The sequence below is a fragment of the Streptomyces sp. NPDC006879 genome (assembly GCF_042869595.1).
Taxonomy (GTDB): Bacteria; Actinomycetota; Actinomycetes; order Streptomycetales; family Streptomycetaceae; genus Streptomyces.
Window position 1 is genome coordinate 182,308 of sequence record NZ_JBIAGC010000006.1, and the last position, 24,288, is coordinate 206,595.

Here is a 24,288-nt window from a genome sequence, read left to right on the forward strand (position 1 = left end):
TTACCCGACTCTAGCCGGGGCGGTGGGCGGGTCCGACCAACGGGTCGTGCCCGAGCCCCGCCACAGCAAGGCGGCAACCACCAGGAACAGGCCTCCCGCTCCGGCAGCGAAAGGGGTCAGCTCGGCGAACCCTCCTGATCGCGCACGCGGTTGGTCCGGCCCCGGCCCGAAGTACGTCTTGGCGTAGCGCGCGGCCACCGGAACGGCCGGCTCGGCCCGCAGGCGGTCCGCGGCACGCAGGGCCGCCGCGGCATCGACCAGGCCGTAGCCGCGGGAATCGTCACGGCCGCCGGGAGGCCTGTTGCGGGCCGTGTCCATCAGTAGCTGCTTGATCTGGGCGGGGCTGAGGTCGGGATGGGCGGAGCGGACCAGGGCCACCACCCCGGAGACGAAGGCGGCGGCGGCACTGGTGCCCCAGCCCTTGTAGTACGTGCGGTCCGGGTGCGCGATCAGTACGTCCACGCCGGGCGCGGCCACGGTGGCGTACCAACTGCTCGTGGAGAACGACGCCTTGACGCCCCGCTTGTTGACGGCGGCGGCGGAGATCACTCCCGGGTAGGCCGCGGGGTAGGAGGTGCGGTTGCTGCCCCGACCACCGTTTCCGGCGGAGGCGACCACGACCACGCCCTTGCCGAGGGCGTACTGGATGGCCTCGTCTTCGGAGCGCTCGGCGTGGGCACTGCGGCTGTCGTCACCGAGGGAGAGGTTGATGACGTCCGCGCCGTTGTCGGCTGCCCAGCGGATGCCCTCCGCCAGAGCAGCGCCCCTGGTTTCCCTGGCCTTGCGGCGCAGCTTGTCGCGTTCCTCCAGGATGACCCGAACCGGTAGGACCTTGGCCCGCGGGGCGACGCCAAGGACTCCCTTGGCGCGCCGGGCTCCATGGCCACGACCGGCGATGATGCCCGCCATGGCGGTGCCGTGGACGGCCCAGGCCTTCTGGCCCTCCCGGGCGCCGAAGCCGACCAGGTCACGGCCGGGCAGGACACGACCGGTGAGGTCCGGGTGAGTGCCGTCGACCCCGGTGTCGAGGACCGCGACGGTCACACCGGCGCCCTTGGTGGTGGCCCAGGCCCGGTCGGCGTGCACGAGGTCCAGCGGCCACTGGCGGTCCGGGCGCCCCGCGGCGGCGGCCGGAGTGGTACCGAGGGCTGCGAGGCTCGTGGCGAGCAGCAGCGCCGTGGTCCGCCGTACTGCTCGGGAGCTCAGAGCGCGCCGGGTGGGCGAGGAGGCTGCGAAACGGGGGGTCATCCGGTGGTCTCCGTCTGAGCTGTGACGGTACGGCGCAAGGTGCGCTCCACCCGATCGGCGACGCCCTTGGCCTCGTAGCCCATGCCCGACTGGGAGGCGGGGCTGCTGGCTCCGGGGGTCATGGCGGACGCCGCGGGCCGGGGTTTGGTGACTTCACGGCCGTCGGCGAATCCGGACACGGCGTACACGACCACGGGCGCGTCGGTCAGCACACTGACGGTCCAGCTGGCTGCCTGGGCACGGCCGAAACCTTCCGCCGAAGTACCTTGGGGCCCGTACGGCGAGGGTATGAGGTCCATGCGACCGAGGAGCTTCTCCTTGTGGAAGCGCGAACGCATGGCGACCATTCCGGCGGGGTCCGCCTCGGTGAAGAGCAGGCCGGCGGTGATCAGACTGCTGCGGGTGGCGTCGGTGTAGGTGGCGCGGAGCAGCCGGGCGCAGCCCACGGGTTCGAGGAGGGCGAGCACCGGATCGCCCTGTACGTCCGTGCAGGGGCCGTCCGGGGCGACGGCCACCCGGGTCCAGGTCCGGTCCGCGCCGCCGGGGCCCGCTCCGTCGCCGTTGAGGGTGGGCGGGAAGAGGGCGTCCACGGGGGCACTGTGCCAGTGGGCGGCTGCCCGCGTGTATGCCACGTCCTCGGCCGGCGCTTGTGGATCGCCGGAGAACAGGCCACCGCCCACGGCGACGCCGAGGAGGAGGAGTCCGAGCGCGGCGCTGGCCGCAGCGGCGACTCGCCTCCGGTGGCTTCCGGACCCGGGCAGACGTACCACGTCAGGTGTGGTGGTACCGGGTGATACGTCACCTCCCGCATAGCGCGGGGCCGGGAGCACGGGCACCGGCTGCGCGCTGGCGTCGGAGCTCAGGAGAGGTGCCGGGTCGCTGCAAACGACCGGACCCGACCGAACGGCATCCGCCGTCTGCGGGCCGCTGGGGCCTTGTGGCTCCGCCGTCATCCGCGGTCGCCCCCCTGTCCGGTTCTGCGCGCCTCGCCGAGCCGGGGGCGCGGCCATCTGTTTCCGCGCCACTCTACGTGGCGCCTCCACCCGCCTCGGAATCAGGCGGCCCCTTTCGTGATCCGACCTGAACGTTCCCCTACCCGGCGGTGATCGGGTCTGGCAAGCTGCGGGACATGACGTCCCCCGCCGCCGATCGGGCCCGTTACGACCGGGCCACCGAGCACCTCGACGCCCCGTTCGCCGCCGTGGACCTGGATGCCTTCGACGCGAACGCCGAGGACCTGGTGCGCCGGGCGGCCGGCAAGCCGATCCGGGTGGCCAGCAAGTCGGTTCGGTGCCGTGCTCTGCTGGAGCGGGTCCTGGCCCGGGACGGCTTCGCGGGCGTCATGTCGTACACGCTCGCCGAGTCGCTGTGGCTGGCCCGCTCCGGTTTCGACGACGTTCTGCTGGCCTACCCCTCGGTGGACCGCATCGGCTACGCCGAGTTGGCGGCCGACCCGAAGCTCGCGGCAGCCGTGACCGTCATGGTCGATGACCCCGCCCAGCTCGACTTGATCGATCACGCCCGCGACGGCGGTGGCGAGGAAATCCGCGTCTGCCTCGAACTCGACACCTCCCTGCACCTGCTGGGTGGGAGGGTGCGCATCGGGGCGCGACGCTCTCCCCTGCGGGAGCCCGTCCAACTCGCGGACCTGGCGCGTGCGGTGCTGGCCCGCCCCGGCTTCCGGCTGGTCGGACTGATGGCCTACGAAGGCCATGTGGCCGGGGTCGGGGACGCGTTGGCCGGTCGGCCGCTGCGCTCCCGGGCCATCCGTCTGATGCAGGGCGCGGCCCGCAAGGAGATCGCCGCCCGGCGGGCTGCCGGCGTGGCTGCCGTACGGTCAGTGGTGGGCGACTTGGAGTTCGTCAACGGGGGCGGGACGGGCAGCGTCCAGTACACCGCCGCTGAGGAGGCGGTGACCGAGGTCGCTGCCGGCTCAGGGCTCTACGTACCGCGGCTCTTCGACAACTACTCCTCCTTCCGGGGCCGCCCGGCTGCGCTGTTCGCCCTGCCCGTGGTGCGCCGACCGGGCGTCGCGGTGGTGACCGTGTTGGGCGGGGGCTACCCCGCGTCCGGAGCTCAGGGAGCCGATCGACTCCCGGAGCCGTACCTGCCCCAGGGGCTGCGCTACGACCCACAGGAAGGGGCCGGGGAGGTGCAGACCCCGCTGTTGGGGGCAGCCGCCGATGACCTGCTGATCGGTGACCGCGTCTGGTTCCGGCATGCCAAGGCGGGCGAGCTGTGCGAGCGGTTCGAGTCGCTGCACCTGATCGAGGAGGATGAGGTGGTGGCCGTCGCCCCCACCTACCGGGGCGAGGGCCTCACCTTCCTGTGAGCGACGGCCCGGCGCCCACTTGGATCGGTGGTGCCCGCCCGGTGTCCGGTTCCAACGGGCGGCTCCCGGGGGTCGCCCGGCGACGGCGCGCGGCGACCCCAAGGAGGTCGGCGGGCTAGAGCGGGGTGACGTACGCTCCCGAGATGCCACCGTCCACGAGGAAGTCGGTGGCGTTGATGAACGAGGAGTCGTCGCTGGCGAGGAAGGCCACGGCCGCTGCGATCTCCTCGGCCTCGGCGAACCGCCCGAGGGGGATGTGGACGAGGCGACGCGCCGCCCGCTCGGGGTCCTTGGCGAACAGCTCCTGGAGCAGCGGCGTGTTGACCGGCCCTGGGCACAGGGCGTTGACACGGATGCCCTCGCGGGCGAACTGCACGCCGAGCTCCCGGGACATGGCGAGGACGCCGCCCTTGGACGCGGTGTAGGAGATCTGGGACGTGGCCGCACCCATGATGGCCACGAAGGAGGCGGTGTTGATGATGGAACCGCGCCCCTGGCGCTGCATGTAGGGCAGGGCCGCCTTGCAACACAGGTAGACGGAGGTCAGGTTGACGTCCTGGACGCGCTTCCAGGCGTCCAGGCCGGTGGTGAGGATCGAGTCGTCGTCCGGTGGGGAGATGCCCGCGTTGTTGAAGGCGATGTCGACCGAGCCGTAGGTGTCGTAGGCGGTCTTGAAGAGGGCTTCCACCTCCTCGGGGTCGGTGACGTCGACCTTGACGAAGATGCCGCCGACGGCGTCGGCAGCGGCCTTGCCCGCGCTTTCGTCGATGTCCGCACAGACGACGTGCGCGCCTTCGGAGGCCAGGCGTCGGGCGGTTGCCAGGCCGATGCCGCTGCCGGCGCCGGTGATGACGGCGGTACGGCCGACCAGACGGCGGCAGATGATCTCTTCGGTGGTCATGGGTGTTCAGGCCTCCGTGCTGATGAAGACGTTCTTGGTTTCGGTGAAGGCGGTCAGTGCGTCCGGGCCCAGTTCCCGGCCCAGGCCGGACTGCTTGTAACCGCCGAAGGGGGTCCAGTACCGCACGCTGCTGTGGGAGTTGACAGAGAGGTTGCCTGCGGCCACGGCGCGCGAGACGCGGATGGCGCGGCTGACGTCACGGGTCCAGATCGATCCGGACAGTCCGTACTCGGTGGCGTTGGCCAGGCGTACGGCGTCCTCCTCGTCCTCGAAGGGCAGGACGACGGCGACAGGCCCGAATACCTCCTCGACCGCGATCGGTGCGGCCGGGTCAACCTCGGTGACAACGGTTGGCGGGTACCAGAAGCCGGGCCCTTCGGGCGCTGTACCTCGAATCACCGCAAGGTCATCGGTGACATAGGACCGCACCCGGTCCCGTTGCACAGCCGAGATCAGCGGCCCCATCTGGGTCTTCTCATCCGCGGGATCGCCCACGACCACGGACTTCAGGGCCGGCGCGAGCAGGTCGAGGAACCGGTCGTAGACGGACTGTTGCACCAGGATCCGGGTGCGGGCGCAACAGTCCTGGCCGGCGTTGTCCAGGAAGGACATCGGAGCCGCAGCCGCGGCTGCCTCGACGTCCGCGTCGGCGAAGACCACATTGGGACTCTTACCGCCCAGTTCGAGGGTGACCCGTTTTACCCGCTCGGCACAGCTGGCCATGATCTGCTTGCCCACCCGAGTGGAGCCAGTAAAAACGATCTTGGCTACACCCGGGTGCTCGACCAGCGCGTTGCCGGTCACCGCCCCGGCGCCGGGCAGGACCTGGAAGAGGTGCTCGGGCAGCCCGGCGGCCAAGGCCAGTTCGGCCAGCCTCAAGGCGGTGAGCGGCGTGGTCTCGGCAGGTTTGAGGATGACGGCGTTGCCCGCGGCCAGCGCGGGCGCGACGGCCCAGGCGGCGATCGGCATCGGGAAGTTCCACGGCGCAATGACTCCGACCACGCCGAGGGGTTCGAGCAGGGTCACGTTCAGCCCGCCCGACACCGGGATCTGCTGGCCGGACAGCCGCTCGACTCCGCCAGCCGCGAAATCCAGGAGATCGCGGGCGTTGCCCGCCTCCCAGCGGGCGTTGCCGATGGTGTGGCCGGCCTCGCGCACCTCCAATCGCGCGAGTTCCTCAAGGTGCCCGTCGACGATGACGGCGAAACGTCGCAGCAACCGCGCCCGGTCAGCGGGCGCGGTGGCGGCCCAGCCGCGGGCCGCGGCAGCAGCACGTTCGACGGCCGCGCCGACCTCGGCGGGGGTGGTGGCCGGGACGGTGTCGAGGACTTCGCCGGTGGCCGGATTGAGCACCCGGTGTGCGGTGGGGTGGGGCACGGGTGGTGGTTCGAAGGACAAGGGGTGCCTCACAGGCGTTCGAAGGAGCGGCGTAGTTCCCAGTCGGTCACCGCCGAGTCGTAGGCGTCGAGTTCCACGCGAGCCATGTTGCGGTAGTGCGCGACCACTTCCGGCCCGAAGGCGGCCTTGGCGATGGGGCTGTTCTCCCAGAGCTCCGCGGCCTCGTGCAAGGTGGTGGGGACGTGGGCGTAGTCACCGGCATAGGCGTTGCCGGGGCACGGCTCGGGCAGTTCGAGGCGGTTCTCGATCCCGTACAGGCCTGCGGCCACCAGGCCGGCGACGGCGAGATAGGGGTTGACGTCACCGCCGGGGAGTCGGTTCTCGAAGCGCATGGAGCGCCCGTGACCGACGATCCGCAGCGCGCAGGTGCGGTTGTCCTTGCCCCATGCGACGGCGGTGGGGGCGAAGGAGCCCGGCCGGAAGCGCTTGTAGGAGTTGATGTTCGGCGCGTAGAGCAGGGAGAAGTCGCGCAGCGCGGCGAGTTGCCCGGCAAGGAAGTGCTTCATCACCGGCGACATGTCACCGGTGATGCTGCCATCGCCGGGGCCCGCCGCCGCCATCACATTGCGCCCGTCGGCTTCGGCCAGCGAGAGATGGATGTGACAGGAATTGCCTTCCCGCTCGTTGAACTTGGCCATGAAGGTCAGCGACATGCCTTCTTGAGCCGCGATCTCCTTCGCCCCCGTCTTGTAGACGGAGTGCTGGTCACAGGTCACCAGGGCCTCGTCGTAGCGGAAGGCGATCTCGTGCTGGCCGAGGTTGCACTCCCCCTTGGCCGACTCCACCGTCAGCCCGGCGGCTCCCATCTCGTTACGGATGCGGCGCAGAAGCGGCTCGATCCTGCCGGTGCCGAGCACGGAGTAGTCGATGTTGTACTGGTTGGCCGGCGTCAGGTCACGGTAGCCGGAGCTCCAGGCCTGCTCGTAGGTGTCCTTGAAGACGATGAACTCAAGCTCCGTGCCGACCTGAGCGGTGTAGCCGAGCTCGGCGAGCCGTTCCAGCTGTCGGCGCAGGATCTGCCGGGGTGCGGCCACGACGGGCGTGCCGTCATGCCAGGCGAGGTCGGCCATCACCATGGCGGTTCCCTCGTTCCACGGCACCCTGCGCAGGGTCTCCAGGTCGGGGTGCATGGCGAAGTCGCCGTAGCCGCTCTCCCAGGAGGACATCTCGTAGCCGTCGACGGTGTTCATGTCGGTGTCCACGGCCAAGAGGTAGTTGCAACCCTCGGTGCCGTGGTTCAGTACGTCGTCCAGGAAGAAGCGTGCGGCGAACCGCTTGCCCTGCAGCCGTCCCTGCATGTCGGGAAAGGCCAGGACCACGGTATCGATCTCACCGCTCGCGACCAGGGAGCGCAGCTCCTCGATCCCGAGCGGGGCGGTGCGGTCTGCCACGTGGAATTCCTCCTTCGGTCAGCCGATGAGCCATAAGGTATGGGAGACAACCATTAATTGGGAAGGGGAAACGGCGACGTGATGCACGAAGAGACCACAGACGTAGCCGACGAGGTGACGGACCCGGCCGCCGGAGCCGGCCTCGCCGACCAGCTCACCCCCGTGCTGCGCCCGGTCCGCGCGGGCAACGGCTTCGAGGAAGCGCTGGAGCAGGTCCTGCAAGTGCTCCGACTCGGGTTGGTGGCCGGCGGCGAGCGGCTACCCGCCGAGCGGGAGCTGGCCGAACGCATGGGCATCAGTCGCGTGACGCTGCGCGAGGTACTCAAGGTCCTACAGGAGCAGGGGCTGGTGGAGAGCCGTCGCGGCCGTTACGGCGGAACCTTCGTCCTGCCCCGCCCGAACACTCCCGCCACCGGCGTCGGCCGAGAGCTGCGGCGCCGGGTCGCGGCCGTGGACATCGAGGACGTGCTGCGCTTCCGCGAGGTCCTGGAGACCGGTGCCGCAGGGCTGTGCGCCCAGCACGGGCTGAGCGGGGAGCAGGCCGACCGGTTGCGCGCCGCCCTCGCCGCCACCCACGACGCCCCGCTGGCGGAGTACCGGCGCCTCGACACCCTGCTGCACCTCACCCTCGCCGAGCTGTCCGGGTCCGCGACCCTCATGGCGCAGTACGCGGCGAATCGGGCCGTGGTCAACGAGTTGCTGGACTGCATCCCCCTCCTGGTGCGCAACCTGGAGCACTCCCAGCAGCAGCACACCGCGCTGGTGGAGGCAGTCCTGGAGCAGGACGCGGACGCGGCCCGCGAGGTCATGCGGGAGCACTGCTGCGGCACGGCGGCACTGCTGCGCGGGTTCCTGACCTGAGCCGAGCCTAGGGAGCTGCTTAACAAGACGTAACAACGCAGGCCTTGCGCAACCCCCTCCCCGGCCGCAAAGGTATGCAGCCACACCATTGCGTGCACGCCAGTGCCCCGACGCAGGAGCCGTCCATGGCCGACGACCTCGACGCTCGCACCACCTCCCCCGCCCCGCCTGGACCGGACCTCGGTCCGAGCTCACCCGAAGACGCCTATCTCGAACGCCGAACACTGCGTCGCGGCAGCGCCGGCTGGCTCCTCCTCACCGGACTCGGCGTCGCCTACGTCGTCTCCGGTGACTTCTCCGGCTGGAACATCGGCCTCGCCGAAGGCGGCTTCGGCGGGCTTGCCATCGCCATGCTGCTGATGGGGGCGATGTACGCGGCGCTGGTCTTCTCCCTCGCCGAACTCTCCGCCATCCTGCCCACCGCGGGCGGCGGCTACGGATTCGCCCGCCGCGCCCTCGGCACCTGGGGCGGCTTCCTGACCGGAACGGCGATCCTCATCGAGTACATCCTCGCCCCCGCCGCGATCGTCATCTTCATCGGTGACTACGTGGAGTCCCTTGGGCTGTTCGGACTCACCTCCAGCTGGCCCGTCTACCTGGCCTGCTTCGCCGTCTTCATCGGGATCCACCTCTGGGGCGTGGGCGAGGCCCTGCGCTTCAGCCTCATCGTGACCGCCATCGCCGTAGCGGCGCTCCTGATCTTCGCCTTCGGGGCCCTCACGGAGTTCAGCGCGGACGGGCTCAACGACATCCCGGCAGACCCCGAGGCCCTGGGCTCCAACTCCTGGCTGCCGTTCGGGCTCTTGGGGATCTGGGCCGCCTTCCCCTTCGGCATGTGGTTCTTCCTGGGCGTCGAAGGAGTACCACTGGCCGCCGAAGAAGCGAAGGACCCGGTCCGCTCCATGCCCCGGGCCCTGGCCACCGCCATGGGCATCCTCACCGTCCTCGCGCTGATCACCTTCTTCGCCGCAACAGGGGCGCAGGGCGCCGGCGCCATCAAGGACGCGGGCAATCCGCTGGTGGTGGCCCTGGAAGGGGACGGCGGCCCCACCGCTTTGAGCCGCTTCGTCAACTACGCGGGTCTGGCCGGACTCGTGGCCTCCTTCTTCTCCCTCATCTACGCCGGCTCCCGCCAGCTCTTCGCCCTGTCCCGGGCCGGGTACCTGCCACGGTTCCTGTCCCTGACCAGCAGACGCAAGGCGCCCTATCTGGGCCTGCTGATCCCGGGCGCGATCGGCTTCGGACTGGCAGCCGCCACCGGCGACGGGGCCAGGATGCTGAACATCGCCGTCTTCGGCGCGACGATCTCCTACGCCCTGATGGCCCTCTCGCATATCGTGCTCAGACGGCGCGAGCCGGACCTCGCCCGGCCGTACCGCACCCCCGGGGGCGTCCTCACCTCGTCGACGGCCTTCCTGCTGGCCCTGTCGGCGCTGGTGGCCACCTTCCTGGTGGACAAGGACGCCGCCTTGATCGCCCTGGGCGTGTACGCCGCCGCCCTCGCCTACTTCGCCTTCTACAGCCGTCACCACCTGGTGGCCTCCGCCCCCGAGGAGGAGTTCGCGGCCCTGGCCGCAGCCGAGGCCGAACTCGTCCGCGCACCCGAGGCACCCCAGGAACAAGGGCGCAACTGACCGCCCCGTCCCGGCATCCGCACCCCCAGGAGAACCAACCGTGTCCAAGCCGCTCATCGGCATCAGCACCTATCTCGACACCGCCTCCTGGGGGGTGTGGAACATGCCGGCCGCGCTGTTGCCGGCCGCCTACCTGCGACTGGTGGCGGCGGCCGGCGGCCGGGCCGTACTACTGCCACCGGACGCACCCGAGGAAGCCGCGGCGCTGGTGGCGGTGGTCGACGGCCTGGTCATCGCGGGCGGGGCTGATGTGGATCCGAGCCGGTACGGCGCGCCGCGTGATCCGCGCACCGGCCCGGCCGCCCCCGAGCGGGACGCCTGGGAGGCGGCACTGATCGAGGCGGCACTCGTCGGCGGCACCCCGCTCCTGGGGATCTGCCGGGGCATGCAGATGCTCAACGTCGTACTGGGCGGAGACCTGGTCCAGCACCTGGACGGCCACGTCCAGGGCCCCGGAGTAGTGGGTACCCATCCGGTCAAGCCGGTGCCGGGCACCCGGTACGGGCGGATCGCGCCGGAGTCCGAGGACGTCCCGACCTATCACCACCAGGCGGTCGACCGGCTGGGCCGGGGGCTGCTGGTCTCCGCCCTGGCCGAGGACGGAACCGCGGAGGCCGTGGAACTCCCCGGCGAGCACTTCGTCCTGGGCGTCCAGTGGCATCCGGAGCAGGACGACGACACCCGGGTCATGGCGGCCCTGGTCGCCGCTGCCGCGGCGGGCAAGAAGCGCCCCTGAGTCCGCCGGGCCCGTCAGCTTCGTCGAGTCGCCGGCGCCCCCACCGCCGGCAAGGCCCGCGTCAGGCGTTCGCGGCGGTCAGCGAGAGCAGGTCACGGGCCGGGCCGGTCGGACGCGTGCCCAGGTGCCAGACGGCACGCAGCGAGCGGCCAAGACCGGCATCGGCAACCGGCACGGCGACGAGCCGCCGGGATGCGAGTTCCTCGCCCACGGCGAGTTCGCTGAGCACGCACGGGCCGGCGCCGCTGACGGCAGCCGCCTTCACGGCCGTGGTCGAGGCGAGCTCAAGCAAGGGCGTGGCGAGCCCGCCGTGTGGGGCGAGTGCGGCGTCGAGCACCTGCCGGGTGCCGGAGCCTCGTTCGCGCAGGACGAGGGGCGTGGCGGCGAGCTCCGCGGCGGCCACCGGTTGATGGCGCCGGGCCCAACGGTGCCCCGGGTCCACGAGCACCAGGAGCCGGTCCTGGGCGATCACCACGGAGTCCAGGCCATCGGGGGCCGACACGCCTTCGACGAAACCGAGGTCGGCCTCGTGGGCCAGCAGTCGGGCCGCTACGGACGTCGAATTGCCAGCCGACAGCGACACCGCCGTGCCCGGGCGTTGGGCACGCAGGGCGATCAACCAGCCCGGCATCAGGTACTCGGCGATGGTCATGCTCGCGGCCACCCGCAGGCGTGAGTCCCGGCGGGTGCGCAGGGCTTGGGCGCCCGCGTCGAAAGCCTCCGCGGCCTCCACGACCCGGCTTGCCCAGTCGGTGACCAGGGCCCCCTGTTCGGTGAGGGTGGACCCCCGCGGGCTGCGGTCCACCAGCGCCACCCCCAGGCGGGTTTCCATGGCCCTGATCCGACTGCTGGCGGCGGGCTGGGTGATCCCGAGAGCACGAGCCGCGGCGCCGAGGCTGCCGAGGCGGGCGACGGCCAGGAGCAGTTCCAGGGCGCCGAGGTCGGGCACCCGGTGGGCCAGCGGCAAGGAGGTGCCTTCACCCGTTCCGCCGTGCGCCGGGGCCGTCCCGCCCGTACCTTCACTGCCGCGCCTTGCTCCACTACCCATAACATCACTTTATGACCTGATAGGGGTCGAGTCCCTACCGGGGTCCGCGATACGGACGGAGGCTGTGGTCATGACCACCTTCGCCCCCTCTCGCGTCGCACGGACCGCACCCGCCACCACCCCACGGCTCCCGGCCCTGCGTCATCTCGGCCCCAACTGGTACGCCTCGATCATGGGGACCGCGATGGTGGCCAACGCTGGCGCCACGCTGCCGTACCAGCCGCCGGGGTTGCGGGAGCTGAGCACCACCGTGTGGGCCCTGTCCGCGGTCGCACTCGCCGTCTTGCTGGTGGCCCGTGCCGGGCACTGGCTCCACCACCGGGACCAAGCCCGGGCGCACCTGCTGGATCCGACCGTGGCGCCGTTCTACGGATGCCTGGCGATGGCCCTGCTGGCGGTCGGCGGCGGCGCGCTGCTCGCCGGTAGGGATCTCATCGGCACGACTGCGGCCGTGGCGGTGGACGCTGTCCTGTTCACAGCGGGGACGACGGTGGCGCTGTTCGTGGCCGCGGCAGTGCCCTACCTGATGATCACCCGTCATACGATCCGGATGTCCGCGGCTTCGCCGGTCTGGCTGCTCCCCGTGGTCGCCCCCATGGTCTCGGCGGCCCTCGGGCCCCTGCTGATTCCGCATCTACCCACCGGGCAGGCGCGGCTGGGCATGCTGTTCGCCTGCTATGCGCTGTTCGGCATGAGTGTGCTGGCCACTGCGGTGATGCTACCGATGATCTTCTTCCGGCTACTTTCGGAAGGCCCCTTGCCACCCGTCCTCACCCCCTCGCTGCTACTCGTCCTGGGGCCGTTGGGACAGTCGGTGACCGCTGTGAACGCGCTCGGCGGCCTTGCCGCGGAAGCCGGCCTACCCCAGCCGCACGCCGGGAGTCTGGAGGCCTTCGGCGTGGTCTACGGAGTCCCCGTGCTCGGATTCGCCCTGCTCTGGTTGGCGCTGGCCGGAGCTTTGACCGCCTGCGCCGCGCGGGCCGGCATGGGCTTCGCCATGACCTGGTGGGCCTTCACCTTCCCGGTCGGCACCTGCGTGACCGCCGCAGGTGCGCTGGCCGGGCACACCGGCCTGACCGCCTTCCAGTGGCTGGCCGCCGCACTCTTCCTGGTGCTCACCATGGCCTGGGCGACGGCTGCATGCCACACCTTGGGCGGGCTCCGCAGCGGAGAGCTCCTGGCCGCCCCGCGAAAAGCCGCCTGAAACACCGAACCGCCCGCACCCGAACGGTGCCACAACGCCGGCGCCCCTTGCCGCGGGACCGGTCAGGCTCTCGCCGCACCCGACCGCAGCGTCGCCGCCAATACCTGTGGCGCCGCCACCAGCGAAGGCCCGTACCACGTCAGGTGTCGGCCGCTGACCAGCGCGGCCGGAGTGCCTCCAAAGGCCTCGGGCCCGTCGGTGGCGGTGAACCGGTACGGCTCGTCGGGGAGGACGACGAGATCGCAGGCAGCGGCGCGAAGCTCTTCGAGCGCCACCCGCGGGTAGCGCTCGGGGTGCGCCGCGTAGATGTTCCGCACACCCAGGCGGGCCAGCAGGTCCCCGGCGAAGGTGTCCCGCCCCAGCACCATCCAGGGGCGGCGCCAGATGGGGACGACCGCGGCCAGCTCCGGCCCATCGCTCAGCTGCGACCAGGCGGACCGCGCCACGTCCAGCCAGCCCGGTCGTTGAAGCCCGCACCCTCCCACCAGGACCCGTTCGAGTTCCGAGAGGGCCTGCGTCAGCGTGCGGACCTCGGTGACCTGCACCCTCAACCCGGCCGAGGTCAGGGCCGCCAGGTCGGGGGCACGGTTCTCCTCCTCGTTGGCGATCACCAGATCGGGTGCGAGCTCCAAGATCGCTGCGACGTCGGGGTTCTTGGTGCCTCCGACGCGCCGCACATCCAGGTCGGCCGGGTGGCTGCACCAGTCGGTGGCACCGACGAGAAGCTCAGGAGCGCTCGCCGCGACCGCCTCGGTCAGCGAAGGCACCAAGGAGACCACCCTCATGTCGACCATCCCCGCTGCCGTGTCACCGGCGCTCGTCCGACAGCGCGTCGATGTGGTCCCCGACCGCCACCACCAAGATCCTGGTGGCCTCGGTGGCCGCTCGCCAACGGTGGCGCACGCCCCCGGACAGGAAGAGCGAATCGCCGCGCTCCAGCCGGTACGCGCACCCCTCCGCCTCGACCTGGCAGGCGCCCTCGACGACGTAGAGCAGCTCGTCGTTGCGGTGCCGGTACTCACGACCGGTGTCCTGCTCGCCGGAGAACTCCAGGGCGTGCAGTTGGTGGTGTCCGCGCACCAGAGGTCGGACGCCGGCGGTCGGCTCCAGTCCCGAGGAGTCGCCGGCCCGGACCAGGTCGACGGTACGCGTGGAGTCCGACGCGGCCAACAGCTCGACGGCGGTGGTCTCCAGGGCGTCGGCCACCCGCTCCAGGGACCGTATGCTGGGACGGGCGCGCTCGTTCTCTATCTGGCTGAGGAACGGCACCGACAAGCCACTGCGCGCGGCGACGGCAGCCAGGGTGAACTTCATCGCCCGGCGGCGACGGCGTACGGCCGCCCCCACCCGGAGCGGTTCCCTGGCCTCCTTGTCCTTGTCCTTCTCCCGGGCGTGACCGTCGAGTTCCATGGCCGGGGCTGCCCTCCCCTAGTCCTGTGAGCACCACAGTGTGCCTGAGAGCACCTTACGCAGCTTCCCCCCTCGCTCGCGGAACAGTCGTGCAGGCCGCTCTCGCCCCTTGCCGACGGTCGCGACGAAGAGCACGACCCGTGGGGCGGCCCCCGTGGGCGAGCCCTTCGATCGGAGCGGGCGTTGTCGGCGGGGTACGGCATCATCGGGCCTGTGACCCGACGCCTGATGCTCCTCGACACCGCCTCCCTCTATTTCCGTGCCTACTTCGGGGTCCCCGACTCGGTCCGGGCCCCGGACGGCACTCCGGTCAATGCCGTACGCGGACTCCTCGACTTCATCGGAAGGTTGGTCCAGGACCACCAGCCGGACGACCTCGTGGCCTGCATGGACGCGGACTGGCGTCCACACTGGCGAGTGGAGCTGATCCCCTCGTACAAGGCGCACCGCGTGGCCGTTTCGACCGAGAGCGGTCCGGACGAGGAGGAGACGCCCGACACCCTGGCCCCGCAGGTCCCGATCATCGAGGCGGTACTGGACGCCTTCGGGATCGCGAGGGTCGGCGTCGCCGGCTACGAGGCGGACGACGTGATCGGCACGCTCGCACTCCAGGCGACCGGCCCGGTGGACGTCGTGACCGGCGACCGGGACCTCTACCAGCTCGTGGACGACGCACGCCGGGTGCGCGTGCTGTACCCGATCAAGGGCGTGGGAACGCTCCAGATGACGGACGAGGCCGTGCTGCGTGAGAAGTACGGCGTCGACGGGCCCGGCTACGTGGACCTGGCCCTGTTGCGCGGCGACCCCAGCGACGGGCTGCCCGGAGTACCGGGCATCGGCGAGAAGACCGCCGCCAAGCTCCTGGACGCCTACGGGGACTTGGACGCGATCATGGCGGCCGTGGACGACCCGAGCTCACGACTGACCCCCTCGCAGCGCAAGCGGCTCCAGGAGGCGAGGCCGTACGTGGCGGTGGCTCCGAAGGTGGTGCGGGTGGCCTCGGACGTACCGCTGCCGGCCTTCGACCCCGCGCTGCCCGCGGCCGTGGCCGACCCAGAGGCCCTGGAGGCGATCGCCACCCGATGGGGACTGGCCGGCGCAGTTGGACGGCTGAAGACGACCTTGGGCGTCTAAAGTGTTAGCTTAGGTAAGCCTAAGCCAACATGCTCAGGGGAACAGGGGACATCGCCGTGGCCGGACGACCCGTACGCAAGCAGCCGAGCGTGGGCACCGCTGTGGTGCTGCGCACCGAGCGGCTCACTCCGCACATGGTGCGGGTGGTGCTGGGAGGTGAGTCGCTGGCCGGGTTCGCCGCGGGCGAGTTCACCGACCACTACATCAAGATCCTTTTCCCGGTGGAGGGCGTCGCCTACCCCGAGCCCTTCGACGTGGAACGGATCCGCGCCGAGTTCCCCCGCGCACAGTGGCCTCGCAACCGCGCCTACACCGTGCGCGCCTGGGACCCGGTGCACGTGGAGCTGAGCGTCGACTTCGTCGTCCACGGCGACGAAGGACTGGCAGGCCCCTGGGCGGCGCGCGTCCAGCCCGGTGAGACGGTGCGTTTCCTCGGGCCGGGCGGGGGCTACGCCCCGGATCCGCGCGCCGACTGGCACCTACTGGCCGGCGACGAGAGCGCACTGCCCGCGATCGCCGCCGCTGTGGAGCGACTCCCCGCGGGCTCCGTCGTGCACGCCTTCGTCGAAGTGTCCGGCCCCGAGGACGAGCAGAAGATCGTCACGGCGGACGGCTTCGAAGTCAACTGGCTACACCGTGGCGCCCGCCCGGTCGGTGAGGCCCTCGTCGAGGCCGTCACCGGTCTTGAGTTCCCGGCCGGGCAGCCGCACGTCTTCGTGCACGGTGAGGCGGGCTTCGTCAAGGAGCTGCGCCGCCACCTCCGGATGGAGCGCGGGATCCCGCGGGAGCGGCTGTCGATCTCCGGCTACTGGCGCCTCGGCCACAGCGACGAAGGCTGGCGGGCGATCAAGCGGGAATGGAACACCCAGGTGGAGTCGGAGACGGAGCCCGCCCCGGCACAGCAGGCCCGCGAGGCGGCCTGAGCGACGCCCCGCCATCGTTGACCGGGGCCGCGCCCTAGGCTTGGGGCGATGAGACGCAGATCCACGCCGCCGGCGCCGCTCCCCCAGCGTCATGGCATCGACCCGGTATGGCTGCGGCTGCCCACCGACGGCGCCTGGGAGACGGTGCGGGACTATCTGGTGTACCGCTACCCCTCGGTCGGCACGGCCGGGGTCGACGGGCTCTTCGCCCGGCAGACCGTGTACGGACCGGACGGACCGCTCGACGAAGGGGCGCCCTACCGTCCGGGGGAGTACGTCTGGTTCCAACGGGAGATCGCGGAAGAGCCCGTGGTGCCCTTCCCCTTGCACATCACGCATCGGGACTCGCGTCTGCTGGTCGCCGACAAGCCCCACTTCCTCGCCACCACCCCGCGCGGGAGCCACATCACCCAGACCGCACTGGCGCTCCTGCGTGAGCAGTTGGGACTGCCCGAGCTCAGTCCGGCTCACCGGCTCGACCGGTTGACTGCGGGGCTGGTGCTCTTCACCCTGCGGCGCGAGGACCGCGGCGCCTACCAGGGCCTGTTCGAACGCCGGGCCGTGCACAAGGAGTACGAGGCGGTAGCCGTCCACGACCCCGGCCTGCGACTTCCGGTGACCGTGCGGAGCCGGATCGAGAAGGTCCGCGGCGTGGTAGCTGCTCGGGAGGTACCCGGAGAGCCGAACAGCGAAAGCCGGATCGAAATATTGGAGCACCGGGCGGGACTGGCCCGCTACCGGCTGGTCCCGAGCACCGGGCGCACCCACCAGCTACGGGTGCACATGAACTCCCTCGGCATCCCCATCCTGGGCGACCCGCTCTACCCGACGGTGACCGATCCAGCTCCGGACGACTACCGACGACCGCTCCAACTCCTAGCCCGATCACTTGAGTTCACCGACCCTCTGACCGGCGAAGGGCGACACTTCGTCAGCGGACGAAGCCTTGAGTCCTTCAGTCGCTACGAAAGCTGGGCGCAGGGCACCCAGCCATGAAGACACCCGGTAGAACACCTTCAGGGGCGGGGCGGCGCATGCCCTGAGCAGCACGAGCGGTCCCGGCCCCGAGAAGACGGGTACCGGGACGCGCCAGCGCGCTCCCCAGCCGGTCAGCCGACCGAGCTGTACGCCACCACACCCCTGAGCAGCGCGTCCACCGCCTTGCGGGCGTTGCGGGCCACCGTACTGTTCTCCCGCGGGGCCGCGGCAGCGATCTGACCGAGGACATCAATGACCTGCTTGCACCACCGGACGAAGTCCCCGGCAGGCATCTCGGCCTCCCGCAAGACCTCGTCCAGGGACCTGTCCGAGGCCCACTGATGGGCGGCCCAGGCGAAACCCAGATCGGGCTCGCGCTGACCTACGCCCTCGGCCTGGTTGATCCGGTGTTCCTCCTCCAGCGCGTCGAGCCGGCCCCAGATACGCACCATCTCGGCGAGCGCCACCTTGGCCGCGCCGCCCGGAACCTTGGGCGCCACCGCGTCGTCGGACTGCCTGGCCTCGAAGACCAGCGCCGATACGCAGGCGGCCAGTTCCGCTGGGCTGAGACCTTCCCAGATCCTCGCTCGCAGACACTCGGAGGCCAGCAGGTCCAACTCGCCGTAAAGGCGGGCCAGTCGCTTGCCGTGCTCGGTGACCTCGTCCTCACGCAGGTAGTCGAGCTCGGTGAGGAGGGCGTGGATGCGGTCGAAGGTACGGGCGATGGTGTTCGTCCGACCCTCGATACGGCGCTCCAACTGGCGGGTGTCCCGCTGGAGTCGGTGGTAGCGCTCGGCCCATCGGGCGTGGTCCTCGCGCTCGTCGCAACCGTGGCAGGGATGGGCCCGCAGTGCGGTGCGGAGCCGGGCGATCTCCCGGTCGTCGGCAGCCGCCGCCCGACCGCGCCGGTGACGCTCGGGCGCGATGTGCCCCGCCTTGGTGCGCAGCGCCGAGGCCAGGTCACGACGGGACTGCGGGGAACGCGGGTTGAAGGACTTGGGAATCCGCATCCGCTCCAGCGCCTCGACCGGCACCGGGAAGTCGATCGAGGCGAGCCGCTTGACCTGCCGCTCCGCTGTCAGCACCAGAGGTCGCGGCCCGTCGTGCTGCTCGAAGCCCCGGTGTCCGTTGGTCCGCCCCGCCGGGATCCCCGGGTCCAACACCAGCGCAAGGCCGGCGAACTTCCCGGTGGGGACATGGATGACATCGCCGGGCTTGAGGCGTTCCAAGGAAGCCGCCGCCTGAGCCCTGCGCTGGGCGGCGCCCTGCTTGGCCAGGTCGGTCTCCCGGTCCTTGAGGTCACGGCGCAGCCGGGCGTACTCCTCGAAGTCCCCGAGGTGGCAGGTCATCCCTTCCCGGTAGCCGTCCAGGCCCTCTTCGTTGCGCTGGACCTGTCGGGAGATGCCCACCACGGACCGGTCGGCCTGGAACTGGGCGAAGGAGGTCTCCAGCAGTTCGCGCGAACGGTGCCGGCCGAACTGCTGCACGAGGTTGACGGCCATGTTGTACGAGGGCTTGAAGCTGGAGCGCAGCGGATAGGTCCGGGTGCCCGCCAGACCAGCCAGCGCGCCCGGATCCATGCCGCGCTGCCAGAGCACCACTGCATGGCCCTCGACGTCGATGCCCCGGCGACCGGCACGCCCGGTGAGCTGGGTGTACTCGCCCGGGGTGATGTCCGCGTGCTGTTCGCCGTTCCACTTGACCAGCTTCTCCAACACCACCGAGCGGGCGGGCATGTTGATACCCAGCGCCAGGGTCTCGGTGGCGAACACGGCCTTGACCAGACCGCGGACGAAGAGTTCCTCCACGACCTCCTTGAAGGTGGGCAGCATGCCCGCGTGGTGCGCCGCGATACCGCGCTCCAGGCCCTCCAGCCACTCGTAGTAGCCAAGGACGTGCAGGTCCTCGGTGGGGATGGAGGCGGTGCGCTCCTCGACGATCTCCCGTACCCGGAGCCGGCCGGCCTCGTCGTTGAGACGCAAGCCGGCGTACAGGCACTGCTGGACGGCCGCCTCGCAACCGGCACGGCTGAAGATGAAGGTGATCGCGGGCAGCAGCCCCTCGGAGTCGAGCCGCCCGATCACCTCGGGGCGGCCCGGGGTCCAGATCCGGCTGCGGGAGCGTCGCTCGCGCTCCCGGTCGGCTTCCCGCACCATCTTGCCGCGACGGCGCTCACGCGGGTTGTAGGTGCGACTGTTCTCCATGCGCGCCATGCGCAGCAGGTCCGGGTTGACCTCCCGGCGGGCGGCGCCGCGACCGCCGTGGTCGCTCTCCTCCTCGAAGAGGTCGTACATGCGACGCCCGGCGAGCACGTGCTGCCACAGTGGTACCGGGCGCTCCTCGGAGACGATCACTTCGGTGTCACCGCGGACGGTGTCCAGCCAGTCACCGAACTCCTCCGCGTTGGAAACGGTGGCGGACAACGAGACCAGGGTCACCGACTCCGGCAGATGGATGATCACTTCCTCCCAGACGGCTCCGCGGAACCGGTCGGAGAGGTAGTGCACTTCGTCCATGACCACGTAGCCGAGCCCCCGCAGCGACTGCGAGCCCGCGTAGAGCATGTTGCGGAGCACCTCGGTGGTCATGACCACGATCGGCGCCTCGGAGTTGACACTGTTGTCACCGGTGAGCAAACCGACCTTCTCGGCGCCGTAGCGCTTGACCAGATCGGCGTACTTCTGGTTGGACAGGGCCTTGATGGGCGTGGTGTAGAAGCACTTGCGCGCCTGCCGTAGGGCGAGGTGCACGGCGAACTCACCGACGATGGTCTTGCCCGAGCCGGTGGGCGCGGCCACGAGCACGCCCTTGCCGGCCTCCAGCGCTTGACAGGCCTCGATCTGGAAGGGGTCGAGGTCGAACTCGTACATCTCGCGGAAGGGGGCCAGCGCGGTGGCCTCCTGCGCGGCACGGATGCGGGCAGCGGCGTAACGCTCGGCGGGGGAGAGGTCCTCGGTCATCTTGTTGATGAGCCTACCCGGCGGGTCTGACAGCAGTCGCGATCTTTAATTCTGATCAGAGCCCCGCTGAATGCGGGGGCGGACGCATCAGGGCGCGAGCAGTTGCAGGGCGCCGGACACGCATTCGGTGGTGACCGGCAGCGGTCCGATCCGCTCGCCGTCCGCGTAGGCGGTCAGGCCCTCGGCCGCCAGGCTGACCTTGGCCGCACGGTGGACGCTGACCCGCGGATGCCTGATGTGCGTCCCCCGGTACACCCGGGGGAAGACCCTCAGCAGGGTCCGCCGGGGGACTGCGCCGACCACCGTGATGTCGAAGAGCCCGTCATCGGGCACGGCGTCGGGACAGATCCGCATGCCACCGCCGTAGGAAGACCCGTTGCCGATGGCGATGAGGGTCGCCTCGACCTCCCGAACAGGGCCGTCGTCCAGGCTGATGCGGTACGCCGCAGGTCGGAAGGCCGCGAATTCGGCGAGCATCGCAAGGTCGTAGCTGAAGCTGCCCGAGGGCCACCGCATCCGGTTGCTGCGCTCGTTGACCTTGGAATCGAAACCCGAACACAGCACGCTGCCGTACCAGGGAGCGTGCCGATCCCTCTGATGGGCGGTCCCGGCGGGCGCGCCCGGGACCTGGGGCAGGACCCGGCCGAGGTCGAGGCTTCGGATCCGGGATCCCTTGAGCGCCTCCGCGGCCACCCGGGCGGCCTCGGCGGGGTCTCTGACCGGCAGACCGAAGGCACGAGCGCAGTCGTTGCCGGTACCGACCCCGACGATGCCCAACGGAACCCGCGAACCGGCCACGGCCTGGAGGGCCAGGGAGACCACCCCGTCACCGCCCACCGCGACCACGGCCGCCGTTCCCTCCGTGACCGCGGCCCGCAGTCGTACCAGCGCGTCCGCGGCGTCCGTCCCGACCACGGTGCGCACCCGGAACCCGGACGCCCGCAGCGCCGTCGCAGCCGGTTGGGCGGCCTGTGCGCCCCGGCCGCGACCGGCGGTGGGATTGACGAAGAGGGTGATCTCACTGCTCACCCGCGGACCCTATCCGTTCGAATCTTGCACGGAAAGCAGTTCGAGGCGGCGGAGCAAGCGATGTGGAAGGGAGGGTCAGGTCACGTCGTCGTAGCCGTTGAGCCGGTCCCGGCTGCCGTCGGCCTGTTCCGGCACAGTCGCTGAACTACTGACGGGCTCCACCTCGTCGATCGACTCGGGCGTCAGGTCCACCCGGGAGGCTTCGTCGTCTTCCAGGCCCGCGTCGGGGTCGTTGCGGCGCCGGCGTCGGTCATTGGCCAGGCACACGCCGAGCGCGATGAAGTAGAGGGCGACGATGGGTGCGGCGAGCGCGAGCATCGTGAGCGGGTCACCGGTGGGGGTGGCGAAGGCCGCGAAAATGGTGATCCCCAACACCATGGCCCGCCACCAACTCGCCAGCCGCCGGGCGGAGACGACACCGGTGAAGTTGAGCAGAACCAGCAAGAGGGGGAGCTCGAAGGCGAGGCCGAAGACCACGACCATCCGCGTCACCAGGTCGAGGTAGTCATCGACCGGCAACAGGTTGCGCGCGTGCTCGGGGGTAAAGTCCAAAAGGATCGTGGCGGTCTGCGGAAGGATCTGGTAAGCGAGGACGGCGCCGCCGAGGAAGAGCGGCACGCCGGCGGCCACGAAGCTGAGCGCGTACTTCTTCTCGTGCTGGTGCAGCCCCGGCGCCATGAAGGCCCACAGCTGGTACAGCCACACGGGCGCGGACAGCACGACGCCCGCGGCAAGGGAGACCTTCAGGGCGATCGAGAAGGGCGCGATCAGACCGTTGACGGTCATGTCCGCGCAAGGCCTGCCGTTGCGCTGGCTGACCACTCCGTCGGTGCACCCCACGGAATCCAGCATCGGCTTCAGCATGAAGTCGATCAGGTCCTTGTAGAAGATCGCCGCGACGATCGTGATCACAAGGATGGCCAGAACGGACTTCAGCAGGCGGTTTCGCAACTCACGGAGGTGTTCCGCGAGGGGCATCCGCCCCTCCTCGTCCTTCTCCCGTGTGCGGGCAGACTTGAGCAACCCACGTCCCTTGTCTCGTGCAACTCGATGTAGTCAGCTGGTCGCGCGCGTCAGCTCTGAGCCGTGTGGTTCGGGTCGGAGACCGGCCGAGCGCTGGTCACGTCGCCGGGGGCGGCCTGGATCGTACGTGGGGCGGGCTGCGCTGCGGGCTGCTCGGATGCGGGGGCGTTCGTGCTGGTCGGCGCCGGCTCGTCGTCCTTCTTCATCGCTTTGGCCTCGCTCTTGAGGATGCGGGCCGACTTGCCCAGCGACCGGGCCATCTCGGGAAGTTTCTTGGCGCCGAAGAGCAAGAGGATGACAGCGATGATCAGAACGATCTCAAGAGGCTTCAGATTGCCCATGTGTGGCTTCCTTCTTACCGAGGCTGCGGAGGTGTTCCGGGCGAAACCAGACTTCTTGCCCGGACAGCCGTTCTTAGCAGGGATCGTAACCCGCACGGGTAAACGCGCGGCAATGTGCGCACGACCCCCCGATTGCGACCCACGCCTCGCCTGCAGGCCGTGATCACAGCGTACCGCCCGCACTCGAAGACCCGGCAGGGCGCATCAGGCCGGACATCTCAGCGTCCAAGGGTCTGTCCGTTGCGCACCAGGACATCGGCCGCCCGCTCCAGGTCATCGGCGGCCACAGCGATCCGACTGCTGGTGGCGGACACCTGTCGGCCGAGGCGTCGGACCTCGATCCCGACGCGTACGGCCAGTACGCCGAGGACGGCGACACCGAGGAATCCGAGGGCAACTGCGAGCATCGGCCAGAACATGTGCCGAGCCTAGAGGGTCGTGTGGAGCCGCAGGGTACGCACCCCACCGCCGGTGAGCAGTTCGACGATGCGCTCCCCCGCGGGCTTGCGCACCGACGAGCCGCACTCGGGGCAGGTGAAGGAGTAGAACGTCGTGCGTCTGCTGCCACCGATCGCCAGCCGCAGTGCCGTAGCGCCGAGTTCGAAACGGGCTCGGCAGTCGGGACAAGCGGCCTTGAACAACACCGCGCCGCCCCTCCCGGTGGACAGTCCGGCCGTTCCTCGGGTCATGTGCCCCTCCCCCTCGTCACTCGCCCCGCCGCCGCCCGACGCGCCCGCACCGGGCGGGTGCCCTCAGTTGCCCTCGTCCTCGTACGCCGCCAGCGCCTGCGCTGCCGCCAGCCGCGCACTGTCCGCCAAGGCGGCAGGGGCCACGATCCGCCCGTCCCGCCCCAGCCGCAGCGCCAATCGGCGCAGTGAGGCGGGGTCAGGGGTGCGCAGGGTGATCCGCAGTCCACCATCGGGCAGTTCGCGGGCGCTGTCGTGCGGGTAGTACTCGGCGACCCAACGGCCACCGGGCCCCACCTCGACCACGACTTCCGGGTCCTCGGCCGAGGGTTGGACCAGCGCCGCGGACAGGTCACGCGGCTCGATGGCGGGCGGTTCCGCCTTCTCGTCGAGCAGGTGGATCTCCGCCACCCGGTCGAGCCGGAAGGTCCGCCGCGCCTCGGAGAGGTGGCACCAACCTTCCAGGTAGGTGTGACCAACGGCGAAGAGCCTGATCGGGTCGACCACTCGCTCCGTGAGCTCGTCCCGCGCCGGGGAGTAGTAGCGCAGCCACAGCCTGCGACGCTCCGAGATGGCCCGGTCCACGTCGGCGAAGACGCCGCCCTCGGATTCGAAGGTCACCGACAGCCGGGCGCTCGCCCCGGCGGCTTCCCCCGCGGCGGCCTCCAGCTTCGCAGTGGCCCGCAACAGAGCTTGTCGGTCGCTCTCGCGCAGTCCCGGCAGGGTGGCTACGGCGCGGGCGGCGACCAGCAGCGCGGTGGCCTCGTCGGCGGCCAGCCGCAGTGGCTCGGCGGTGGACTCGCCCGAAGCATCGGGATTGCGCCACCAGATGTGCTCACCGTCGGTGTCGATGTCCAGCAGGTCACCTCCGCGGAAGGAAGTTCCACACATCGGCAGTACGTCGAGGTCCGAGATCAGTTCCTCCACGGTGATCCCGAAGGCTCGGGCGACGTCGTTGACCCGGGCTCCGGGCCGTTCCCGCAGGTACGTCACCAGCGAGAGCATCCGTCGGGTCTGGTCGATGGCGTTCGCAGCCATAAAGGTGTCCTTG

Annotated in this window: 23 protein-coding genes; 8 read left to right on the plus strand and 15 right to left on the minus strand. The window is 70.5% G+C overall.

Features of this window, described 5'->3' with window-relative positions; translation table 11 throughout:
• Both mycP and ACFYMC_RS07560 read right to left on the minus strand, forming a co-directional pair.
• The gene (gene mycP / locus ACFYMC_RS07555) at window positions 1-1,248 is read right to left on the minus strand and encodes a type VII secretion-associated serine protease mycosin (RefSeq protein WP_388520271.1); all 1,248 of its coding nucleotides are present in this window, start codon (window positions 1,246-1,248) and stop codon (window positions 1-3) included.
• Window positions 1,245-2,084, minus strand: a complete 840-nt coding sequence (locus ACFYMC_RS07560; protein WP_388520274.1) for a hypothetical protein — start codon at window positions 2,082-2,084, stop codon at window positions 1,245-1,247. The genes mycP and ACFYMC_RS07560 overlap by 4 nt, the downstream gene beginning before the upstream one ends.
• 293 nt (window positions 2,085-2,377) lie before the next feature.
• On the opposite strand from ACFYMC_RS07560, the gene ACFYMC_RS07565 reads away from it, so the two are divergent.
• Window positions 2,378-3,580, plus strand: a complete 1,203-nt coding sequence (locus ACFYMC_RS07565; RefSeq protein WP_388520276.1) for an amino acid deaminase/aldolase — start codon at window positions 2,378-2,380, stop codon at window positions 3,578-3,580.
• Between the two features lie 115 nt (window positions 3,581-3,695).
• Here the strand turns inward: ACFYMC_RS07565 and ACFYMC_RS07570 are convergent, their stop codons facing one another.
• The 3 genes from ACFYMC_RS07570 to ACFYMC_RS07580 are packed head-to-tail and all read right to left on the minus strand — an operon-like array spanning window position 3,696 to window position 7,270.
• A complete protein-coding gene (locus ACFYMC_RS07570; protein WP_388520279.1) occupies window positions 3,696-4,481 on the minus strand; it encodes a 3-oxoacyl-ACP reductase in 786 nt (261 codons plus the stop codon).
• Window positions 4,482-4,487: 6 nt separating this feature from the next.
• Window positions 4,488-5,858 (minus strand): aldehyde dehydrogenase family protein, encoded by a 1,371-nt coding sequence (locus ACFYMC_RS07575; RefSeq protein ID WP_388520283.1) that lies wholly within the window; start codon window positions 5,856-5,858, stop codon window positions 4,488-4,490.
• Between the two features lie 29 nt (window positions 5,859-5,887).
• The gene (locus ACFYMC_RS07580) at window positions 5,888-7,270 is read right to left on the minus strand and encodes a glutamine synthetase family protein (protein WP_388520286.1); all 1,383 of its coding nucleotides are present in this window, start codon (window positions 7,268-7,270) and stop codon (window positions 5,888-5,890) included.
• Window positions 7,271-7,351: 81 nt separating this feature from the next.
• On the opposite strand from ACFYMC_RS07580, the gene ACFYMC_RS07585 reads away from it, so the two are divergent.
• The 3 genes from ACFYMC_RS07585 to ACFYMC_RS07595 all read left to right on the plus strand — a co-directional run bounded on the left by ACFYMC_RS07585 (window position 7,352) and on the right by ACFYMC_RS07595 (window position 10,501).
• A complete protein-coding gene (locus tag ACFYMC_RS07585; RefSeq protein WP_388520382.1) occupies window positions 7,352-8,131 on the plus strand; it encodes a FadR/GntR family transcriptional regulator in 780 nt (259 codons plus the stop codon).
• A gap of 125 nt (window positions 8,132-8,256) precedes the next feature.
• Complete coding sequence (gene eat / locus ACFYMC_RS07590; protein ID WP_388520289.1) at window positions 8,257-9,765, plus strand: ethanolamine permease; 1,509 nt, start codon at window positions 8,257-8,259, stop codon at window positions 9,763-9,765.
• 40 nt (window positions 9,766-9,805) lie between these two features.
• Window positions 9,806-10,501 (plus strand): gamma-glutamyl-gamma-aminobutyrate hydrolase family protein, encoded by a 696-nt coding sequence (locus tag ACFYMC_RS07595; RefSeq protein ID WP_388520292.1) that lies wholly within the window; start codon window positions 9,806-9,808, stop codon window positions 10,499-10,501.
• A gap of 61 nt (window positions 10,502-10,562) precedes the next feature.
• Here ACFYMC_RS07595 and ACFYMC_RS07600 read toward each other — a convergent pair whose 3' ends face one another.
• Complete coding sequence (locus ACFYMC_RS07600) at window positions 10,563-11,549, minus strand: LysR family transcriptional regulator (RefSeq protein WP_388520295.1); 987 nt, start codon at window positions 11,547-11,549, stop codon at window positions 10,563-10,565.
• Window positions 11,550-11,619: 70 nt separating this feature from the next.
• Here ACFYMC_RS07600 and ACFYMC_RS07605 point away from each other — a divergent pair, with 70 nt between their 5' ends.
• Window positions 11,620-12,753: a TDT family transporter gene (locus ACFYMC_RS07605; RefSeq protein WP_388520298.1), complete on the plus strand. Its 1,134-nt coding sequence runs from the start codon at window positions 11,620-11,622 to the stop codon at window positions 12,751-12,753.
• A 62-nt stretch (window positions 12,754-12,815) separates the two neighbouring features.
• Here ACFYMC_RS07605 and ACFYMC_RS07610 read toward each other — a convergent pair whose 3' ends face one another.
• Complete coding sequence (locus ACFYMC_RS07610) at window positions 12,816-13,538, minus strand: helical backbone metal receptor (RefSeq protein ID WP_388520301.1); 723 nt, start codon at window positions 13,536-13,538, stop codon at window positions 12,816-12,818.
• Window positions 13,539-13,560: 22 nt separating this feature from the next.
• Entirely contained in the window at window positions 13,561-14,163 is a 603-nt protein-coding gene (locus ACFYMC_RS07615) for a helix-turn-helix domain-containing protein (protein WP_388520304.1), read from the minus strand.
• A gap of 228 nt (window positions 14,164-14,391) precedes the next feature.
• Here ACFYMC_RS07615 and ACFYMC_RS07620 point away from each other — a divergent pair, with 228 nt between their 5' ends.
• From ACFYMC_RS07620 to ACFYMC_RS07630, 3 genes are read left to right on the plus strand one after another with little or no spacing between them, the layout of a single operon-like run.
• A complete protein-coding gene (locus ACFYMC_RS07620) occupies window positions 14,392-15,297 on the plus strand; it encodes a 5'-3' exonuclease H3TH domain-containing protein (RefSeq protein ID WP_388520385.1) in 906 nt (301 codons plus the stop codon).
• 56 nt (window positions 15,298-15,353) lie between these two features.
• Window positions 15,354-16,220 (plus strand): siderophore-interacting protein, encoded by an 867-nt coding sequence (locus ACFYMC_RS07625; protein ID WP_388520388.1) that lies wholly within the window; start codon window positions 15,354-15,356, stop codon window positions 16,218-16,220.
• Window positions 16,221-16,268: 48 nt separating this feature from the next.
• Complete coding sequence (locus tag ACFYMC_RS07630; protein WP_388520307.1) at window positions 16,269-17,216, plus strand: RluA family pseudouridine synthase; 948 nt, start codon at window positions 16,269-16,271, stop codon at window positions 17,214-17,216.
• Between the two features lie 113 nt (window positions 17,217-17,329).
• Here the strand turns inward: ACFYMC_RS07630 and ACFYMC_RS07635 are convergent, their stop codons facing one another.
• From ACFYMC_RS07635 to ACFYMC_RS07665, 7 genes are all read right to left on the minus strand, one after another.
• Window positions 17,330-20,158 (minus strand): DEAD/DEAH box helicase, encoded by a 2,829-nt coding sequence (locus tag ACFYMC_RS07635; RefSeq protein ID WP_388520310.1) that lies wholly within the window; start codon window positions 20,156-20,158, stop codon window positions 17,330-17,332.
• Window positions 20,159-20,245: 87 nt separating this feature from the next.
• Window positions 20,246-21,187: a diacylglycerol kinase gene (locus tag ACFYMC_RS07640; RefSeq protein WP_388520313.1), complete on the minus strand. Its 942-nt coding sequence runs from the start codon at window positions 21,185-21,187 to the stop codon at window positions 20,246-20,248.
• A 75-nt stretch (window positions 21,188-21,262) separates the two neighbouring features.
• Window positions 21,263-22,210 carry a twin-arginine translocase subunit TatC gene (tatC, locus tag ACFYMC_RS07645; RefSeq protein ID WP_388520316.1) on the minus strand — a complete coding sequence of 316 codons (948 nt, stop codon included), beginning with the start codon at window positions 22,208-22,210 and terminating at the stop codon, window positions 21,263-21,265.
• 50 nt (window positions 22,211-22,260) lie between these two features.
• Window positions 22,261-22,551, minus strand: coding sequence for a Sec-independent protein translocase subunit TatA (tatA, locus tag ACFYMC_RS07650; protein ID WP_388520319.1), 291 nt, complete (start codon window positions 22,549-22,551; stop codon window positions 22,261-22,263).
• A 218-nt stretch (window positions 22,552-22,769) separates the two neighbouring features.
• The gene (locus ACFYMC_RS07655) at window positions 22,770-22,970 is read right to left on the minus strand and encodes a hypothetical protein (protein ID WP_388520322.1); all 201 of its coding nucleotides are present in this window, start codon (window positions 22,968-22,970) and stop codon (window positions 22,770-22,772) included.
• A 9-nt stretch (window positions 22,971-22,979) separates the two neighbouring features.
• Window positions 22,980-23,240: a hypothetical protein gene (locus ACFYMC_RS07660; RefSeq protein ID WP_388520325.1), complete on the minus strand. Its 261-nt coding sequence runs from the start codon at window positions 23,238-23,240 to the stop codon at window positions 22,980-22,982.
• 63 nt (window positions 23,241-23,303) lie between these two features.
• Window positions 23,304-24,275: a helix-turn-helix transcriptional regulator gene (locus tag ACFYMC_RS07665; protein ID WP_388520328.1), complete on the minus strand. Its 972-nt coding sequence runs from the start codon at window positions 24,273-24,275 to the stop codon at window positions 23,304-23,306.
• Between the last annotated feature and the right edge of the window lie 13 nt (window positions 24,276-24,288).

What these genes read in the sequence shown, in the direction of transcription:
- tatA (WP_388520319.1), bottom strand. Translation starts at nt 22,551, where the DNA reads ATGGGCAATCTGAAGCCTCTTGAGATCGTTCTGATCATCGCTGTCATC.
- ACFYMC_RS07620 (WP_388520385.1), top strand. Translation starts at nt 14,392, where the DNA reads ATGCTCCTCGACACCGCCTCCCTCTATTTCCGTGCCTACTTCGGGGTC.
- ACFYMC_RS07615 (WP_388520304.1), bottom strand. Translation starts at nt 14,163, where the DNA reads ATGGAACTCGACGGTCACGCCCGGGAGAAGGACAAGGACAAGGAGGCC.
- ACFYMC_RS07585 (WP_388520382.1), top strand. Translation starts at nt 7,352, where the DNA reads ATGCACGAAGAGACCACAGACGTAGCCGACGAGGTGACGGACCCGGCC.
- ACFYMC_RS07635 (WP_388520310.1), bottom strand. Translation starts at nt 20,158, where the DNA reads ATGACCGAGGACCTCTCCCCCGCCGAGCGTTACGCCGCTGCCCGCATC.
- ACFYMC_RS07630 (WP_388520307.1), top strand. Translation starts at nt 16,269, where the DNA reads ATGAGACGCAGATCCACGCCGCCGGCGCCGCTCCCCCAGCGTCATGGC.
- ACFYMC_RS07655 (WP_388520322.1), bottom strand. Translation starts at nt 22,970, where the DNA reads ATGTTCTGGCCGATGCTCGCAGTTGCCCTCGGATTCCTCGGTGTCGCC.
- ACFYMC_RS07610 (WP_388520301.1), bottom strand. Translation starts at nt 13,538, where the DNA reads ATGAGGGTGGTCTCCTTGGTGCCTTCGCTGACCGAGGCGGTCGCGGCG.
- ACFYMC_RS07570 (WP_388520279.1), bottom strand. Translation starts at nt 4,481, where the DNA reads ATGACCACCGAAGAGATCATCTGCCGCCGTCTGGTCGGCCGTACCGCC.
- eat (WP_388520289.1), top strand. Translation starts at nt 8,257, where the DNA reads ATGGCCGACGACCTCGACGCTCGCACCACCTCCCCCGCCCCGCCTGGA.
- ACFYMC_RS07565 (WP_388520276.1), top strand. Translation starts at nt 2,378, where the DNA reads ATGACGTCCCCCGCCGCCGATCGGGCCCGTTACGACCGGGCCACCGAG.
- ACFYMC_RS07660 (WP_388520325.1), bottom strand. Translation starts at nt 23,240, where the DNA reads ATGACCCGAGGAACGGCCGGACTGTCCACCGGGAGGGGCGGCGCGGTG.
- ACFYMC_RS07605 (WP_388520298.1), top strand. Translation starts at nt 11,620, where the DNA reads ATGACCACCTTCGCCCCCTCTCGCGTCGCACGGACCGCACCCGCCACC.
- ACFYMC_RS07600 (WP_388520295.1), bottom strand. Translation starts at nt 11,549, where the DNA reads ATGGGTAGTGGAGCAAGGCGCGGCAGTGAAGGTACGGGCGGGACGGCC.
- ACFYMC_RS07665 (WP_388520328.1), bottom strand. Translation starts at nt 24,275, where the DNA reads ATGGCTGCGAACGCCATCGACCAGACCCGACGGATGCTCTCGCTGGTG.
- mycP (WP_388520271.1), bottom strand. Translation starts at nt 1,248, where the DNA reads ATGACCCCCCGTTTCGCAGCCTCCTCGCCCACCCGGCGCGCTCTGAGC.